Here is a 16711-nt window from a genome sequence, read left to right on the forward strand (position 1 = left end):
CCAGCACGAAGGCCCGGCTCCCTGGGCAGGGAACCGGGCCTTCGACGTCGTACGACCGCGTCCTAGTCGAGGTAGTCGCGCAGCACCTGCGAACGCGACGGGTGGCGCAGCTTCGACATGGTCTTGGACTCGATCTGGCGGATGCGCTCACGCGTCACGCCGTACACCTTGCCGATCTCGTCGAGGGTCTTCGGCTGACCGTCGGTGAGACCGAAGCGCATGGAGACGACGCCCGCCTCGCGCTCGGACAGGGTGTCGAGGACGGAGTGCAGCTGCTCCTGGAGGAGCGTGAAGCTGACCGCGTCGGCCGGGACGACCGCCTCGGAGTCCTCGATGAGGTCACCGAACTCGCTGTCGCCGTCCTCGCCCAGCGGGGTGTGCAGGGAGATGGGCTCACGGCCGTACTTCTGGACCTCGATGACCTTCTCGGGGGTCATGTCGAGTTCCTTGGCCAGCTCCTCCGGGGTGGGCTCGCGGCCCAGGTCCTGGAGCATCTGGCGCTGCACGCGCGCGAGCTTGTTGATGACCTCGACCATGTGCACCGGGATACGGATGGTGCGGGCCTGGTCGGCCATCGCGCGGGTGATCGCCTGACGGATCCACCAGGTGGCGTACGTGGAGAACTTGTAGCCCTTGGTGTAGTCGAACTTCTCGACCGCGCGGATCAGACCGAGGTTGCCCTCCTGGATGAGGTCCAGGAAGAGCATGCCGCGGCCGGTGTAGCGCTTGGCCAGGGAGACCACCAGACGGAGGTTGGCCTCCAGGAGGTGGTTCTTGGCGCGGCGGCCGTCCTCGGCAATGATCTCCAGCTCGCGCTTGAGCTTCGGGGCGAGCTTGTCGGCGTTGGACAGCTTGTCCTCGGCGAACAGACCGGCCTCGATGCGCTTGGCGAGCTCGACCTCCTGCTCGGCGTTGAGGAGCGGGACCTTGCCGATCTGCTTGAGGTAGTCCTTGACGGGGTCGGCGGTGGCGCCGGCGACGGCGACCTGCTGGGCCGGCGCGTCGTCCTCGTCGTCGTCGGAGAGGACGAAGCCCTTGCTCTCGCCGCCCTCCTCTTCCTCTTCCCCGGGCTTGATGTCCTCGAGAACCTCGTCCTCGAGAACCTCCGCGTCGTCCTTGCCGGCGGTCGTCTTCTTGGCCGTCGCCTTCTTGGCGACGGTCTTCTTCGCGACGGCCTTCTTGGCGGTCGTCGCCTTCTTGGCAGCGGCCTTCTTCACAGGAGCCTCGCCCTCGGCGGAGGCCTCGACGGCGGGCGCCGCCGGGGTGGCGGTGGCAGTGGCCTTCTTCGTGGTCACCGTCTTCGCCGCGACCGTCTTGGTGGCGGTGCGCTTGGCCGGACTCTTCGCTGCGACGCTCTTTCGGGTGCGCTTGGGCTCCGCGGCACTGACCATCAGCGTCACACCCTCTTCCTCGAGGATCTGGTTGAGGCTGCGCAGTACGTTCTTCCACTGAGTGGCCGGAATCTGGTCAGCTTCGAAGGCCCGACGCACATCGTCGCCGGCGATCTGCCCCTCAGCCTTTCCCCGCTCAATCAGAGCCATGACAGAGACGGACTCGGCGATCTCCGGCGGGAGCGTACGGGATGTGCTGGCCGACACGAACAACCTCTCGGAACGTTGGAAAACGGCTTCCGGCCCCGTCCGGGATGGACAGGAACCGACCACCGGCCGTGGAGATGGGCCGACGGTGCGGGCGGGGGCCGGGAAGATGCACAGCGCCATTCATGGCGTCCGTATTCCCTCCGCGGCTGTCACCTCTTAGGTCATCGCGTTGTTTCCACAAGCGTTACGCCCAATCTGCGTGGCCCGAGTCACACCCCGTAAGCGCTCAAAAACGGTCAGACACGGACAGAGGGAGTCACCTGCGGGCGCCGGGAGGAAGAAAACATCTTGCGAACCACCTCGCGAACCCTTCGCCCGCACCGTCGGACCCCGCAGGATTCCGAAGGATCCTGCGGGGTCCGACGGGAGGCGGCCCTTCGGCCGGACGATGCCCAGGAGGGGGAGGCACCCTCCGGCCGCGCCGCCCGCGGTGCGTGGTCAGTGCTCGCGCGGCGCCGGCACCACGCGCTCCACCTCGGGGTGGACGGTCAGCACCTGGCGCATGGCGGACTCGGCGGCCAAACCGTCGCCGATGCCGAGGGCGTCGACGATCCTGCCGTGCTGCGCCAGAGAGGCCTCGTTCGGCCGGTCGCACCCGGTGACCGGCCCGCCGGACACCTGGAGCGCGGCCGACACGATCCCGGACAGGTGCTCCAGCATGCGATTGCCCGCGACCTGGATGAGCAGCGAATGGAACTCGGCGTCCGCGCGCGAGAACGTCAGCGCGTCCCCCTGCGCCATGGCGTGCCCCATGATCTCCACCATGTCGGCGAGCCGCTGCTGCACCTCCTCGCGCCCATGACCGGCGGCGAGGCGCGCGGCGAGCGGCTCGATGGTCCAGCGCAGCTCGCTCAGCTCGCGGCGCTGGTCGTCGCGCTGCGGCCCGAAGGCCCGCCACTCGATGATGTCCGGGTCGAGGAGGTTCCAGTCGCTGACCGGGCGCACGCGCGTGCCGACGTTCGGGCGGGCGCTGACCAGGCCCTTGGCCTCCAGGACGCGGAGGGACTCACGGACGACGGTGCGGGAGACCTCGAAACGCTGGCCGATCTCCTCGGGCACCAGCGGGCGGTCGGCGCCCAGATCGCCCGAGACGATCATCTGGCCGAGCTGCTGGACGAGTTGGCCGTGCAGCCCGCGTCCACGGCTGCCCGCGGCGCGTCGGCCCACGCGGCCCAGCTCGGGCTCCGCGGCGTCCCAGGCGGAGGCTCCGAGGCGGTCTGCGGCGGGCGCATCCGCGTAGGGGTAGCGGTCGAGTTCGCCCGGGCCGGCGAGACCGGAGTCTGCGGAGCGGGCGGCGGTCATCATGGTGTGCGCAAGGGTACTCACGGATCCTTTGTCGGCGCCGTCCCCAACTCCCTTGAGGTCTTTGGTGAAAAGCACACGAAAGGGTGATCGCTCACCCCGTCGCAATTGACGCCTTATCGGAAAGAAATGGGCTTTCCCCGGGGAGTTGCGCACAGAGCGAGATCGGAAGGTCACGGACGGTCGTCATCGGACCCTGCTTCGCAGGGTCGTGAGCAGATATGCGCAGAGCAGGGCCATCAACGACAACGTCAGCGCCCCGCCCACGGGTTGGCCGATCACCCGCGCCACGCCGGACAGATAGCGCTCTCCACCGAAGGGCCACTGCAGCAGAAACGTCTGACGCAGCCGCATCGGAAACCCTGCGGCCGTCCGCACAGCCGGTCCCTCCAAGGCCTTTTGTACGAGGGGTACGACGACGACGGGTACGGCCACCACGGCGGCCAGCCCGGCCGTGGTGGACCGGAAGACGCCCGCGGCCAGCACGCCCGCCCAGGCGCAGCCCACCACGAGCCCCGTCCAACTCGCGCCCAGCGAGAACCAGTCGGCGGGAACTCGCGCGAGCTCCCGTCCGTACACGAGATAGAGCACTTCGGCGTCGCAGCCCACCGTGAGGAAGGCCAGCAGCAGCGCGGTGGCGGCGGAGACGACGAGTTTGGCCGCGAGCAGCCCCAGCCGGCGTGGCACGCTGCCGCGGTCCGCCGCCAGAGCGGGGTGGCGGAACTCGTCCCCGAAGGCGAAAGCCCCGAGCAGCCCCGCCCCGAGCGCCGCGGGCGGCAACGGCAGCTCCCGCGGCCACGCGGCCAGCAGCCGGTGCTGCGGGGTGTGACCGATGCGGGCGAGCAGTACGGCGGTCAGGGCGGACACGACCAGCACGGCGGCCCCCGTGAGAAACCCGGTCCCGACCCCGGCCGCGCGCCGCAACTCGTACCGGAGCGGGCGGAGGGGGCTGGGGGCTGAACGGACGGAGATGGGGGGTGGAAGTTCGGACGGAGCGACGGGCTTGGCGATCACCGAAGGGCGGGTGATCCGTGCGGAAGTTGACGTGACCTTGGATTCGGCGGGGGGCGAGGGCCGCGGTGCGGGGGTTGGCGTCGGCTCCGGTGGGTCCGCCAGGGGTTGCGGTACGGCGCTGAGCGCCTTCTCTTCCGGCGAAGGGCCGCCGCTCCCCTGAGCGACGGCTGCTTGAACGGGGCGGTCGGTGTCGGCCAGGCCTGTGGAGGGCGCGCCGGAAGTCTCCGGGGCATCGTCTTGCGCGGGTACGGCAGTCGCGACCGCGTCCGCCGGAAGGGTGTCGCCAGCCCGCGCGGTATCCGGGGTCGGCTCTTCGTCCCGTGGTGACGTTCCCGCCCCTGGCCCCATGTCGCCGATCTCGTCCGCGAGTTGGTGGACGAGCACGCCGTGGCGGAACGCGATCTCGCCGACGTCGGCGCAGGTGCTGCCATACACGGAGAGGCGGTTGCCGCCCTCGCGGATGACCTCGACGGAGCGGTGTGCCGTGCGTGCTTCCTTGGCGAGGAGGGCGGCGAGGCGGGTGGCGTGCGGGGTGCGGACCGCGACTCGGGGGCGCAGCCGGGTGCGGGAGAAGTCGGCGGCCTCCTGGTCGGCGACGAGTCTGCCCTGGTCGAGGGTGACGACCCGGTCGGCGGTGCGGGCGGCCTCTTTGGGGTCGGCGGTGGTGATCAGCACGGTGCCGCCCTGCGTCGCATGGGCGCGCAGCATGCCGTACAGCCACCTGCTCTCCCGGGCCGAGAGCCCCTCGGCGGGGTCGTCCAGCACGAGCGTGTGCGGGTCGGACAGCAGGGCGCAGGCCAGGCCGAGGCGGCGATCCATGCCGCGTGACAGTGTGCCGAGCCGTTCCTCGCGCAGGCTGACGAGACCGACGACCTCCAGCACCTCGTCGGCACGCCGTACCGGAACCCCTGCGGCGGCGCACAACATCCGCAGATGTCCTCGCACCGTGCGCGCCGGGTGGCCCGGCACATCGCCGAGGAGCACGCCGACTTCGCGCGAGGGATGGGCGAGCCGGTGCAGGGGGCGGCCTCTGAAGTAGGTGACGCCGCGGCCCTGTTGAAGTTCGAGCATGAGCCTGAGCGTGGTCGTCTTGCCCGACCCCGGCGCACCGAGCAGCGCGGTGACGCGGCCTGCCCGGGCTTCGAAGGAGACGTCGTCGACCGCGGGCGGAAGCTCCTTGCGGGGGTTGCTGGTCAGTCCGAAGGCCTGGATCACCCGTAGCAAGATAGCGCGCTATGTCCGTTTTTTCGGTATCGCAAGGCCCGCTCCGCAGGCGGTAGTCAGGCCTTTCGGACCAGCGTTCGCGCCCAACAACCCCTGCGGACACCGCCCGATGCCGCACCGCCGGCGAAAACCGCCCAGGTTCGCGTCACACCTCGGGGCGCAGCATCGGCGGGTTGAGGAGGGTGGCGCCGCCGGCCCGGAAGAGCTGCGCTGGCCGGCCGCCCTGCCGTGTGGTCGTACCGCCGGTGGGGACGAGGAAGCCCGGCGTCCCCGTCACCTTGCGATGGAAGTTGCGCGGATCCAGCGCCACCCCCCACACCGCTTCGTAGACGCGGCGCAGCTCGCCCACCGTGAACTCGGTGGGGCAGAACGCCGTGGCCAGCGACGAGTACTCGATCTTGGAACGGGCACGCTCCACACCGTCGGACAGGATCTGCGCATGATCGAAGGCGAGCGGCGCGACCGGTTCGCCGTCCCGGCCGTAGCCCCCTTGCTGGAGCAGTTCCTCCACCGGCGCCCAGCGCGCGTTGCTGGCGTCGCCGCCCGCCCGGGGGGCGGGCAGGTCGGGGGCGAGCGCGAGGTGCGCGACGCTGACCACCCGCATCCGAGGGTCCCGCTTGGGGTCGCCGTAGGTCGCGAGCTGCTCCAGGTGAGCACCGTTGTCCTGGGCCGGGGCGGCCGGGTCGTGAGCGTGCAGACCCGTCTCCTCGGCGAGTTCGCGGGCCGCCGCCTGCGACAGGTCCTCGTCGGCCCGTACGAAACCGCCGGGAAGCGCCCAGCGCCCCTGGAAGGGCGGTTCGCCCCTGCGCACCGTCAGCGCGCACAGGGCATGACGGCGCACGGTCAGCACGACCAGGTCCACGGTGACGGCGAAGGGCGGAAAGGCTGACGGGTCGTAGGGCATGCGGCGATCATAGTCGTCTGCCTGACGATAAACACTCCCTTCGTGGGCCGCATCGGTGGCTGATCCACTTCCGTCCGGCACGTGCTCCTCACCCGCCCCGGCATTGCCGCTGCAGCGCGTCGTACGAGGTCACACTCCCAGTTGCAGCCCGTCGGCCGCCTCTTCGACCATGGCCAGACCGAGGCGGCTGACCCGTACGGAGAACGGGGCACCCGCGATCCGCAGCCCGGTCAGGACGATCTCTCCCAGCGGCGCACTGCGCACTGGACGCAGCGTGACCGTCCCCGCCGGGGCGTCGGGGCGGATGCCCGCGAGCGTGGTCAGCAAGAGCACCCCCGAGGCCGCCGCCGTGGCCGCGGGACGGCAGGCCGCCGGGTGCGGGACGGGTGCGCTCCCGTCGGTGCGCTGCTCCCCCGCGTACATCTCGGGCAGCCGGTGACCGAAGGCCTCGGCCGCCGCGAGCATCCCCCGCAGGAGTGACGCCGCCTGTTTCTCGTACCCGGCGGCGGCCAGGCCCGCGACGGCGACCGCTGTCTCCTGCGTTCTGACGGCGCCCCCGCGGTGGCCGAACGGGTTGTACCCCGCCTCTTTCGCACCCAGCCCGCGCAGTCCCCAGCCCGAGTCCATGGCGGGCCCGCCGAGCAGTCTGGCGAGCTGTTCGGTCTGCACCTTGTCGAGCAACCCGGAGGCCAACTCACCACCAGCCAGCAGACCGGTGTCGAGGAGGTGGACGGCCGCCGCGCCGAGGTGCGGGACGGGACGGCCGTCCGGGGCACGGGCTGCCGCGGGTCGGCCGCCGCCCAGGTCGTCGATCCAGAAGTCCTCCCGGAAGGCGGCCCGCAGCTGCTGCGCCCATTGCCGCAGCCCGTCACCACCCGGTCTGCCGCAGGAGTCGAGCAGCTCGGCGCCGAGCAGGGCCGCGCGATGGGCGTGGGCCTGCGTCTCGCAGCGCTGGGGCCCGCCGGGCTGCGGATCGCACAGGTAGGGAGCGTCGCCGACGGTCGTCCGCAGCCAGGTCAGACAGCGTTCGGCGGTGGGCAGGAACTCGTCCGCCTCGGCCTCGGGCAGACCCCAACGCCGGGCTTCGGCGAGCAACACCGGGAAGAGCAGCGTGGCTTCCGTGCCGGTGCAGCTCGGGGGCAGATGCATGCCCGCGTCGCGTCTGGGCCCGGGGATCATGCCGGACTGCGGGCCCGGGCCCTGGAGCTGGGTACGAGCGAGGGTACGCAGGGTGCCTGCGGCGAGGCGGGTGCCGAGCGGCAGGGTCATGCGGGCCGCGGCCAGCGCGTCGGCCGGGGACAGACCGCAGCGCCAAGGGGCGCCGGCGGCGAGGTGGATGTCGGTGGGGTGTGCGGGGTCGCGCAGCAGCAAGGCCTGCAGATCCTCGATGCTCGTCCGCATGAGGTGCTGCGCCCTGTGGTCGTCGCCCATCGACCGGGCGGGAGCGAGGGGGCTCGTCGCCGCCCGGCCCACGGCCCGGACGGGTCCCGCGCCGTCCGGCCGGACCCGCAGCTCGACGCTCGCGCTGCTGCCCGGCGGCATGACGAACTCCCAACGCAGCAGTCCCGCCGAGGCCAGCGCATCGGCGGGCGGCGGGTCCGCCGTGACCGATGCGTTCCCGAACGGCGAGGACCAGCGCAGGCCGGAGTCATGGACGCTCGCGGGCACTTCGGGTCCCGGGCCACCGGCCGCGATGGCGCCCAGATCGGCCAGATCCGTGCCGAGGGCCACCTCGACCGGCAGGCGCAGCGGGCGAACGGCCGCGCTGTGCACGGTGATCCGCTCCGTACCGTCGGCGTGCCGGATGCGCTCGACAAGCACATCCGGGTCCGGGCCGACATGCGGGGAGGTGCGGACGGTGCCCAGGAACCGAGCGCTGTCGGCCGAGGTCATCCGCGCCTGCACCGCGAGCGGTTCACGCCCGGCCACCCGAACCTGGCAGCGCGACAGCACACGCCGACCGGCCCGGTAGAACCCCTCCAGTCCGCGACCGGTCAGCTGCCCTTGCTCCGTGGAGATGGCGAGGCCCGGGAGGGCGACGCAGATAAGGGTGGTGTGGGTGGACGGCAGATCGGCGGGACGACGGGGCGGCGGGAACTGACCGGGGGGCGGTGCGACGGAGGCACGAGGTGTCTGCCCCGTGGTGCGGGTCGGCGCCGCGGAATAGGGCGTGTGCCGGCCTGACGCCGACGGGCTCGAAGCGTACGGCTGGTCTGCCATCGGCCGACTCGGAGGATATGGCCGGTCTGAGGCCGACGGGCTTGAGGGATGCGACCGGTCTGTCATCGGCGGGCTCGGAGGACGTGACCGGTCTGAGGCCGACGGGCTTGAGGGGTGCGGCCGGTCTGCCCCCAGCGGGCTCGGAGGACGTGGCCGGTCTGAGGCCGACGGGCTTGAGGGATGCGACCGGTCTGCCACCAGCGGGCTCGGCGGATGTGGACGGTCTGTCGTCGCGGTGGACGGCGGACTGGGCTCTACGACCGGGTCCGGCTGCCGTAAGGCCGTCGGGTCCGAGGCAGAGCGGTGATCACCGGCGGTGGAGGGCGGAGTCGGCTGGTACATGGGTGGCTTCCTCTGCGCTCGGTGCGCCTCGGGCAGGTGCGGCATCGGCGGGGCTGGATTCTGAACCGTGGCGGGACTGCGAACGGGGGTCTGGCGGCAGGTCCGTCCGCGTGTTCCGCCACTCAGGTGAACGGAGCAGGGCTCCTCGGGGTCACGCCTCCGACCGCCGAACCAGACCGGATGGCGGCGGGGCCGGCCGACCGCGTCCCTGCGGGTGTGCCCCGCCCGCCGTCGCCCCCGCCCCACCGTCGCCCTCGTCCTCACCCCGCCCCCACCCTCGCCCTCGCCCTCGCCCTCGCCCTCGCCGACCATGCCCCACACGCCATCACCCAGTGCCCCCGTCCCCCGAGCCCGCAGACCGCGTACCACCACCCCCGCGCACCCCCCGGCCACTGCCGTCAACACCCTTACGAGTACGACCCGCACGAGCTGAATCGGGCCGCGTGCCGCCCTCGGATCGGGCGCCTCCCGCGGGCCGCGTGCCTCCCGCCGACACCTGCGCCGCACCCGGCCGTGCCCCTCCCGGCGACGTACCCGCCGCACCCGGCCGTGCCCCGCCCCCCGCCGAAGCACGAGACCGGGAACCCGCCCCCGGACCACGCCCCTCCCGCCCTCCCTTCGTCGAACGAGCACCGCTCGCACCCGCGTCAGCGGACCGCGTCCGGCGTCGACGACCGGCACCCGACGCGGGCTCCGAAAGCGATACAAACGAAGCAGCCTCGCCGGACCCTACGGCGGCCTCGGCCGCCTCGTCGGCTGCCATGCTTCCCGCGCCCGGCCTTTCCGGCCTGTCCGGCCTGTCCGACCTGTTCGGCCTGTCCGACCGCCCCACGCCGGCCACGGAGTCGGCGGCTCCTACAGGCTCCGCCAGTCCCCTCTCCCCGCGTTCCGACCGCAGGCAACGGCGGATCGACTCCGGGTCCAGTCCCTCGTTGCAGGCCTGGTGGAGCAGGCGCGCGAAGAGGTAATCGGGGTCCGCGCCCAGGGCCATGGCCAGGGCCTCCCTCGCCTCCAACTGATCGCCGGTCGACCATGCGACCCAACCGGCGAGGGTCAGCGGCGCCGCCGCGTGTTCGCCGTACGGCCCGACACAGCGTCGGGCGAGGGCTCGCCACAGCCGTAGGGCGGGACCTGCCGCGTCCCCTTCCATCCACTCGGCCGCGCGATCCCGGGTCGTGCGGTCCTGGAGGCCGAGGATCAGCGACGCGGCCTCGTCGTGGCCGAGCAGTTGGTCGTCACGGAGATCCGCGCTGAGGATGCCGGACACAGACGGCGCCTGCTCGAAGCGCCGCATGATCTGTTCGGCGAGCTCCAGGGTCTCCGCGGCCACACCGGCGCGACCGGCCTCGTCGAGGATCCTCGGGACAATGGCCATTCCCGCAGTGTCGAGGGCGATCTCCTGGGCCAGGGCGGCGGCGTTCTCCCAGGGCATCAGCCTGGCCCGCAACTCCCGCAGGGTGCCGCGCACTTGAAGGCCCGCGTAGGTGGCGGCCGCGGCCAGCACCGACGTGCCCGGCAGGCCCATGGACTGCCCCTCGGGCGGGCAGCACGCCTCGCTCACGCAGCAGTAGGACCAGAAGCGGCCGTCGGAGATGCACAGCGCCTCGATCACCGGCACGTCGCGGCTGCCGCACTCGACGCGCAGTTGCTGGGCGAGCGGCCGGAGTCGTTCCATCACTTCCCGGCCGGACTCTCCCCGGCCCGGCTCCTGGCAGAGGTAGGCGACCATCTGGTCGGGACGGGCTCCTCTGCGCTCGCTGCCGGTGACCAGTCCGTGGGCCAACTGCCGGGCCACGGCGGGCCAGTCGTCGGCGTTCGCGGGAATGCCGAGCCGGGCCCGGCCCCCGAAGCGGCCGCGTCCGTCCTTGTCGCGCAGGGCGACCAGGACGATGCTGTCCTCCGGCCGGTAGCCGAGCAGATAGGGCAGGGCGTCGGCCAGTTCGGCCGGGGTGCGCAGGGTCACCTGTTCGTCGCCGTGGCCGTCGTACGCGAGGGAGTCGACGCGTTCCGCCTGCTCCGGGCACTCGTCTCGCTCACCGGACTTCTTGCGGGTGCTGCTGCCCGTCGCCTCGCCGCTTGCGGGAGCCGTGGAGATGTCTGCGTCGGATGCCGTGGTTTCAGCGGTTCCGTGACTTTCAGGGGATCCGGTCGTTTCGCCGTGGTTCGTCATGCCCAGACGATCTCGCGAATCGCGGGATTCCGCTTTCGCCTGTGGATAACTCGGGCCAGGGACACGTCAATTCAACTCCGGCCAGCGGCACGTCGATCCGCGCTGTCTCACCACTGACCCTCTCCCGAGCCGCGCACGCAAAGCGTGGCCTCCGGCGACGCGACTCAGCCCGCCGCAGCAAGCACCAGAGGCAGCACCCGCTCGCTTCCGGCCCGGAGAAGCAACCGGGCCGCGACCGCCAGGGTCCACCCGGAGTCGGTGTAGTCGTCCACGAGCAGGACGGAGCCGGGCGTGCGGGCCAGCGCTTCGGCGAGCTCGTCGGAGACGGCGAAACTGCCGGACAGCGCCCTGAGCCGCTGGGCCGAGTTGCTGCGCCGAGCCGCATGCGCACCCCCCGGGCCCGTGTACGTCAGTGTGCCCAGGAACGGCAGGCGGCCGATGCCGGCGATGCCCTCGGCGAGGGAACCCACCAGGCGGGGGCGGGCCAGGGACGGTACGGCGACGACGCCCACCGGCCGGGCGGCGGCATCCGCGGCGCCGGAGGCCCACCCGCCCGGCGAGCGCGCCCAGTCGGCGAGCACAGCCACCGCGGCCCGCAGCACGTCGTCGGGGACCGGGCCGTCGGGAGCGTCCTCGGCCAGCAACGGGCGCAGCCGGTTGCCCCAGCCGATGTCGGAGAGGCGCCCCAGGGCGCGCCCGGTGGAGCACTGCTCCCTGGCCGGGATGCGGCCCTTGAGGTCGATGCCCAGCGCGGGCATCCCGGTCGGCCACATCCGGCGTGGTTCGACCTCGACGCCCGGACGGTCCAGCTCCTTCGTCGCCGCCGTCAGCGTCTCCGTCGAGACGGACGTGTCGGCCCAGGGGCCGGCGCAGTTGTCGCAGCGGCCGCAGGGGGCCGCCCCTTCGTCGTCCAGCTGGCGGCGCAGGAATTCCATCCGGCACCCGGCCGTGCTCACGTAGTCGCGCATGGCCTGCTGCTCGGCCGCGCGCTGTCGTGCGACCCAGGCGTACCGCTCGGCGTCGTACACCCATGGCTCGCCGGTGGCGATCCAGCCGCCCTTGACGCGCTTGACGGCCCCGTCGACGTCGAGGACCTTGAGCATGGTCTCCAGCCGGGTGCGCCGGAGGTCCACGACCGCCTCCAGGGCTGGCACGGACAGCGGCCGGCCCGCCTCGGCCAGCGCCGCGAGGGTCTGGCGGACCTGTGCCTCCGGGGGGAAGGCGGTGTCGGCGAAGTAGCGCCAGATGGCTTCGTCCTCCTTGCCCGGCAGGAGCAGCACATCGGCGTGGGCCACACCGCGTCCCGCGCGGCCGACCTGCTGGTAGTAGGCGATCGGCGAGGACGGCGAGCCGAGATGGATGACGAAGCCCAGGTCGGGCTTGTCGAAGCCCATGCCCAGCGCCGAGGTCGCGACGAGTGCCTTGACCCGGTTCTCCAGCAGGTCGGTCTCGGCCTGGAGCCGGTCGGCGTTCTCCGTGCGTCCCGTGTAGGAGGCGACCTGGTGGCCTCGCTGTCGCAGATGGGCGGTGGCCTCCTCGGCGGCGGCGACCGTGAGCGTGTAGATGATTCCGGAGCCCGGCAGCTCGTCCAGGTGCTCGGCGAGCCAGGCCAGGCGGTGGGCCGCGTCCGGCAGCCGGACCACGCCGAGGCGCAGGCTCTCCCGCTCCAGCGGGCCGCGCAGCACCAGTGCCTCCCCTGCGCCGGTGCCGAGTTGTTCGGCCACGTCCGCGGTGACGCGCGCGTTGGCCGTCGCGGTGGTGGCCAGCACCGGAACCCCGGGGGCCAGCTCGGTGAGCATCGCCCGCAGCCGGCGGTAGTCGGGCCGGAAGTCATGCCCCCAGTCGGAGATGCAGTGCGCCTCGTCGACCACCAGCAGACCGGTCGTGGCCGCCAGCTTGGGCAGCAACTGGTCGCGGAAGTCGACGGAGTTGAGGCGCTCGGGGCTGACCAGGAGCACATCGGTCTCGCCCCGCTCCACCTCCTCGTGGATGGTGTCCCACTCCTCGGGGTTGGCCGAGTTGATGGTGCGCGCCCTGATCCCGGCCCGCGCCGCCGACTCCACCTGGTTGCGCATGAGCGCCAGGAGCGGCGAGACGATCACCGTCGGGCCCGCGCCGCGTCGGCGCAGCAGCGCGGTGGCGACGAAGTACACCGCCGACTTGCCCCAGCCGGTGCGCTGCACCACCAGCGCGCGCCGTCGGTCCTCCACCAGCGCCGCCACCGCCTGCCACTGGTCCTCACGCAACCGCGCGGAGCCGTGCGGGGCCCCGACCAGTTCGGCGAGGACGGCATCGGCTTCGGCACGGAGCTCCAGGTTGTCCATGTCTCCATGCAACCCGATGGCACTGACAATCGGCCACTTCACAACGCGTGACACCGGGCATCCCGTGCGTCAGGCACGCGCGTGTGTCTGGCGTCGCAGGGTGAAACACCGGGTAGGGATATAAACCACACACCGTCAGATACCGGTCGGTGGCCCCAATTGCTCGTTGCCGCATTCAAGTTCGACAGGAAGAATTGAACTCCGCTCCCCGCACGGCTCGCCCGTGGTCCGGTAGGGCTCTGCTGCGGCGTGCGTTCCCCCGAATCCGACCCCGCCCGCAGTGTGGGCGCGTAGCCGAAGGGAGGACCGTGACCTTCGGATTCGCTCCGTCCTCGGCGGCATCCACGTCGACGTCTGCCGACCTGTCCGCCGCATCCAACCCGCTCACCCGTCTGCTCGAACCCGCGGAGTGGGCCGCAGCCGGGATTCCCCTGCTGCGCAATCCCCGCGAGGTCGTCAGCGGACTGCACTCCCGGCATCGTCCGACGACCGCGACGGCGATCGTCGCCGTCCTCGATGCGGACGAACGGCTGCGCGCGAGCGCCTCGTTCACGCGCCGCCCGGCACCGGCCGACGGTTGGATGTTCCGCAACGCGCTGCTCGCCCAGCTGCGCCGGGTCATCCCGCACGACCTGCGCCGCCGCACCCCCGTGCGTACGGCCGTGCTGATGTACTGCCGTGACGGCGACGCGCGTTGGACGGAGGAGGACGGCGCGTGGATGTGGGGGCTGCGCGACGCCTGCACGCTGCACGGGCTGCGCTGCGGCGCCTACATCACGCTCACCCGCGACGGCTGGCAGGTTCTCGGTGAGGGCCGCGGCGGCCGCCGGCCCAACTCCACGTCGGCGCCGGAACCTTTCGCCCTGTCCGAGGCACCGCCCCCGCTGCCGCGCACCGGCGGTGCCGCGTCAGAGGTGCTGCGCCGCGCGGCAGCCCGCTGAGACTCCGGAAGGTGCCCTGAGGCGCCTTCCGGTACGACCGACCGGTCGCCCCGTCCACGACATCCACCGACGGGGGTGCCGGGGCCATCACGGGCTCGGCACCTCGACGCCGATGCACGGGATCACTCGGCCCCGCCGTACGTTCATGTCGTACGGCGTCGTACGACATCGCAGGCGAACGTGCGGCGTCGCAGGACGCCGTACGGTGTGAAAGTCACGCATGCGAGAAACCCGAGCTCACCGGGCAGCCGCGCAGGCCCGATCACCCTCCGCTCACCGCGAGAGAGGATGGAGCCTTCCCGGAGCTGTCGCCGGACTCGGGCCGCACCGATCCCGTACACCGCAGGGAAGCACTCAGCCGCGCCGAAGCCGACCTGCGCGAGGGCACGCGCACGGACCGCTCCCAGGCGTCCGCGCACGACAAACCCCCCACCGTGCAGGAGCCGCCGCTGCGGCCCCCTCATCACCCCGGCTTCACCGGTACGGGCTCAGACGCCCGCGCCCAGCACCGAGTTGATCTGCTGCGGGTCGCCGCAGACGATCAGCAGAGCGCCGGCCCGGCTGTGGGCCAGGGGCAGAACGGTGGCGGCAACGGTGTCGGCACCGCCATTGACGGCGACCACGACGACGGGGCGGGCGGCGGCACGGCCCGCGGCGTCGGCGTCCAGGTAGAAGACGTCGTCGCCCGCGTCGTGCTGGGCCCAGTAGGAGGCTTCGCCGAAGGACAGCTCGTGGGTGGCCCACGGGTGCTGCTCGCCGGTGGTGATCACCAGCACGTCACCGGGGGCACGGCCCGAGTCCAGGAGCAGGTCCACGGCTTCCTCGGCGGCGTCGAGCGCACCGTCGGCGGAGGCCGGGATCAGCTGGATCTGCGGGGTCACCGGGGCCGGGGCGGCGGCGCGGGGCGCCGGGCTCGACGGTCCGGGCTTGGCGGCCACGTCATGCGGCGCACGCTGCACCGGAGGCGTGGGGCGGAGGGGGCCGGGACGACCGGGACGCGGGTGCGCCGCGGGCCGGGGGCCGGGTACGGGGCGGGGGGTCGGCGCGGTGCGGCCACTGGCCGGAGTGGCGCGGGGACCCTGGGCACTCTCGTGAATCTGAGGCTCCTCGGGAAGGAGAGGCATGAGCTGACTTTTATCAAACATTGGTGCGGTTCGCGTCGGCGGGTGGCACATAAGTGCGAGCGGAACGATCAGAAGTCGAAGCCGAGCTGGCCCTCGATCTCCGGAACGCGTCCGTCCGCCCAGCTGCGGACCTTCTTGAGGTGCCGCCACTGGGGCAGCGCATCAAGATACGCCCACGACAGCCGGTGGTACGGGGTGGGTCCCCGCTCCTCCAGCGCGGCCTTGTGCACGGGTGAGGGATACCCGGCATTGTCCGCAAAACCGAAGTCTGCATGGTCGATACCCAGTTCGGCCATCATTTTGTCGCGCTGAACCTTGGCGATCACCGAGGCCGCCGCGACCGCCACGCACGACTGGTCGCCCTTGATCACCGTACGGACCCGCCACGGGACCCCGAGATAGTCGTGCTTGCCGTCGAGGATCACCGCCTCGGGACGGATCGGCAGGGTCTCCAAGGCGCGGACCGCCGCCAGACGCAGGGCGGCCGTCATGCCGAGCGCGTCGATCTCCTCCGGAGAGGCGTGCCCCAGGGCGTACGACGTCACCCACGTCCGCAACTCCTCGGCAAGCTCGGTGCGTCGCTTGACGGTGAGCAGCTTGGAGTCGGTGAGGCCTCGAGGGGGCCGGCGCAGTCCGGTGATCGCCGCGCAGACGGTGACGGGGCCGGCCCACGCACCGCGCCCCACCTCGTCGACACCGGCAATGACCTTGGCTCCGGTCGTGGCGCGAAGGGAGCGCTCGACGGTGTGTGTAGGCGGTTCGTACGGCATGGCGCCCTTAGCGTACGCCGCCTGGATCACCCGGCGACACCCTGGTTCCTCGAGTGGCGTCACGGTGGGCCCGATGCCCCCTCGGCCGGCGGCCCGACGGCCCTCGCAAGGCCCCCTCAGTCACCGCTCGGCCGCAGCAGCGGAACCATGAACTGGTCGATCATCTCCTGCAGCTCCTGGTCACTCCATTCGCTTCCGCTCATCTTGGAGCGGTACATCATCATCGCCGGGATCGCGTCGAAGACATACCTGTTGGCGGCATCCGCACGGACCTCTCCCCGCTCGATTCCACGGGTGATGACCTTCCCGAGCAGCCTGAGGGTCGGCTCCACGACCCCTCCGAAGATCACACCGTGGAAGCGCTCCGCCTGAGCTTCGTCGCATTCGTGAATCACTGCGCGGAGCGCGAAGCCGGGACGCGAATACATCGCGTCGCGCGCCTGCCGACAGAGCGCGAGGAGGTCCTCGCGGAGCCCTCCAAGGTCCGGCGCCTCCTCGATCAGCGGCAGTCCGGCCTTGAGCGCGTCCGCGACGAGGTCCTCCTTGGAGGGCCAGCGGCGGTAGACCGCGGCCTTGCCGGTCTGGGCGCCCGCGGCGACACCCTCCATGGTGAGGCCCTTCCAGCCGACCGTGCTGAGCTGCTCCAGCGCGGCGTCGAGGATCGCGCGCTCGAGCACGGCGCCGCGCCGACGGAGGGAGGCCGCCTGAGCGGGGGCGGCCGTCCAGCGCGAGGTAACCATCTGAGTTTCTCCAGCGAGCAGGGGAAGCGGGGATT

At 72.0% G+C, this 16711-nt stretch carries 11 protein-coding genes; 1 reads left to right on the plus strand and 10 read right to left on the minus strand.

Translation table 11 applies throughout. The annotated features are described in order from the left end of the window. Positions 1-62: 62 nt before the first annotated feature. From ACFUO4_RS10245 to ACFUO4_RS10275, 7 genes are all read right to left on the minus strand, one after another. Positions 63-1598: an RNA polymerase sigma factor gene (locus tag ACFUO4_RS10245; protein ID WP_079309272.1), complete on the minus strand. Its 1536-nt coding sequence runs from the start codon at positions 1596-1598 to the stop codon at positions 63-65. Positions 1599-2039: 441 nt separating this feature from the next. After that, entirely contained in the window at positions 2040-2927 is an 888-nt protein-coding gene (locus ACFUO4_RS10250) for a FadR/GntR family transcriptional regulator (protein ID WP_383482043.1), read from the minus strand. 162 nt (positions 2928-3089) lie between these two features. Further along, positions 3090-5132: an ATP-binding cassette domain-containing protein gene (locus ACFUO4_RS10255; RefSeq protein ID WP_383482046.1), complete on the minus strand. Its 2043-nt coding sequence runs from the start codon at positions 5130-5132 to the stop codon at positions 3090-3092. Positions 5133-5286: 154 nt separating this feature from the next. After that, a complete protein-coding gene (locus tag ACFUO4_RS10260) occupies positions 5287-6045 on the minus strand; it encodes an NUDIX domain-containing protein (RefSeq protein WP_383482049.1) in 759 nt (252 codons plus the stop codon). Positions 6046-6174: 129 nt separating this feature from the next. Next, the gene (locus ACFUO4_RS10265; RefSeq protein WP_383482399.1) at positions 6175-8043 is read right to left on the minus strand and encodes a glycogen debranching N-terminal domain-containing protein; all 1869 of its coding nucleotides are present in this window, start codon (positions 8041-8043) and stop codon (positions 6175-6177) included. 889 nt (positions 8044-8932) lie between these two features. After that, the gene (locus ACFUO4_RS10270) at positions 8933-10777 is read right to left on the minus strand and encodes a DUF4192 domain-containing protein (RefSeq protein WP_383482052.1); all 1845 of its coding nucleotides are present in this window, start codon (positions 10775-10777) and stop codon (positions 8933-8935) included. A 164-nt stretch (positions 10778-10941) separates the two neighbouring features. Beyond that, positions 10942-13101, minus strand: a complete 2160-nt coding sequence (locus ACFUO4_RS10275; protein ID WP_383482055.1) for a RecQ family ATP-dependent DNA helicase — start codon at positions 13099-13101, stop codon at positions 10942-10944. Between the two features lie 308 nt (positions 13102-13409). On the opposite strand from ACFUO4_RS10275, the gene ACFUO4_RS10280 reads away from it, so the two are divergent. Then, positions 13410-14042 carry a hypothetical protein gene (locus ACFUO4_RS10280; protein ID WP_383482058.1) on the plus strand — a complete coding sequence of 211 codons (633 nt, stop codon included), beginning with the start codon at positions 13410-13412 and terminating at the stop codon, positions 14040-14042. A gap of 488 nt (positions 14043-14530) precedes the next feature. Here ACFUO4_RS10280 and ACFUO4_RS10285 read toward each other — a convergent pair whose 3' ends face one another. From ACFUO4_RS10285 to ACFUO4_RS10295, 3 genes are all read right to left on the minus strand, one after another. Continuing rightward, positions 14531-15166, minus strand: a complete 636-nt coding sequence (locus ACFUO4_RS10285) for a hypothetical protein (RefSeq protein WP_383482061.1) — start codon at positions 15164-15166, stop codon at positions 14531-14533. A 68-nt stretch (positions 15167-15234) separates the two neighbouring features. Continuing rightward, positions 15235-15936: a ribonuclease HII gene (locus ACFUO4_RS10290; RefSeq protein WP_383482064.1), complete on the minus strand. Its 702-nt coding sequence runs from the start codon at positions 15934-15936 to the stop codon at positions 15235-15237. Between the two features lie 116 nt (positions 15937-16052). Further along, positions 16053-16676, minus strand: coding sequence for a TetR/AcrR family transcriptional regulator (locus ACFUO4_RS10295; protein WP_079310138.1), 624 nt, complete (start codon positions 16674-16676; stop codon positions 16053-16055). Between the last annotated feature and the right edge of the window lie 35 nt (positions 16677-16711).

Origin of the sequence: Streptomyces sp. NPDC057280 (genome assembly GCF_042668605.1) — a bacterium.
Taxonomy (GTDB): domain Bacteria; phylum Actinomycetota; class Actinomycetes; order Streptomycetales; family Streptomycetaceae; genus Streptomyces.

Excerpts from the sequence above, each read along its gene's own strand:
- ACFUO4_RS10270 (WP_383482052.1), bottom strand. The coding sequence starts at position 10,777 with ATGACGAACCACGGCGAAACGACCGGATCCCCTGAAAGTCACGGAACC.
- ACFUO4_RS10290 (WP_383482064.1), bottom strand. The coding sequence starts at position 15,936 with ATGCCGTACGAACCGCCTACACACACCGTCGAGCGCTCCCTTCGCGCC.
- ACFUO4_RS10275 (WP_383482055.1), bottom strand. The coding sequence starts at position 13,101 with ATGGACAACCTGGAGCTCCGTGCCGAAGCCGATGCCGTCCTCGCCGAA.
- ACFUO4_RS10260 (WP_383482049.1), bottom strand. The coding sequence starts at position 6,045 with ATGCCCTACGACCCGTCAGCCTTTCCGCCCTTCGCCGTCACCGTGGAC.
- ACFUO4_RS10285 (WP_383482061.1), bottom strand. The coding sequence starts at position 15,166 with ATGCCTCTCCTTCCCGAGGAGCCTCAGATTCACGAGAGTGCCCAGGGT.
- ACFUO4_RS10295 (WP_079310138.1), bottom strand. The coding sequence starts at position 16,676 with ATGGTTACCTCGCGCTGGACGGCCGCCCCCGCTCAGGCGGCCTCCCTC.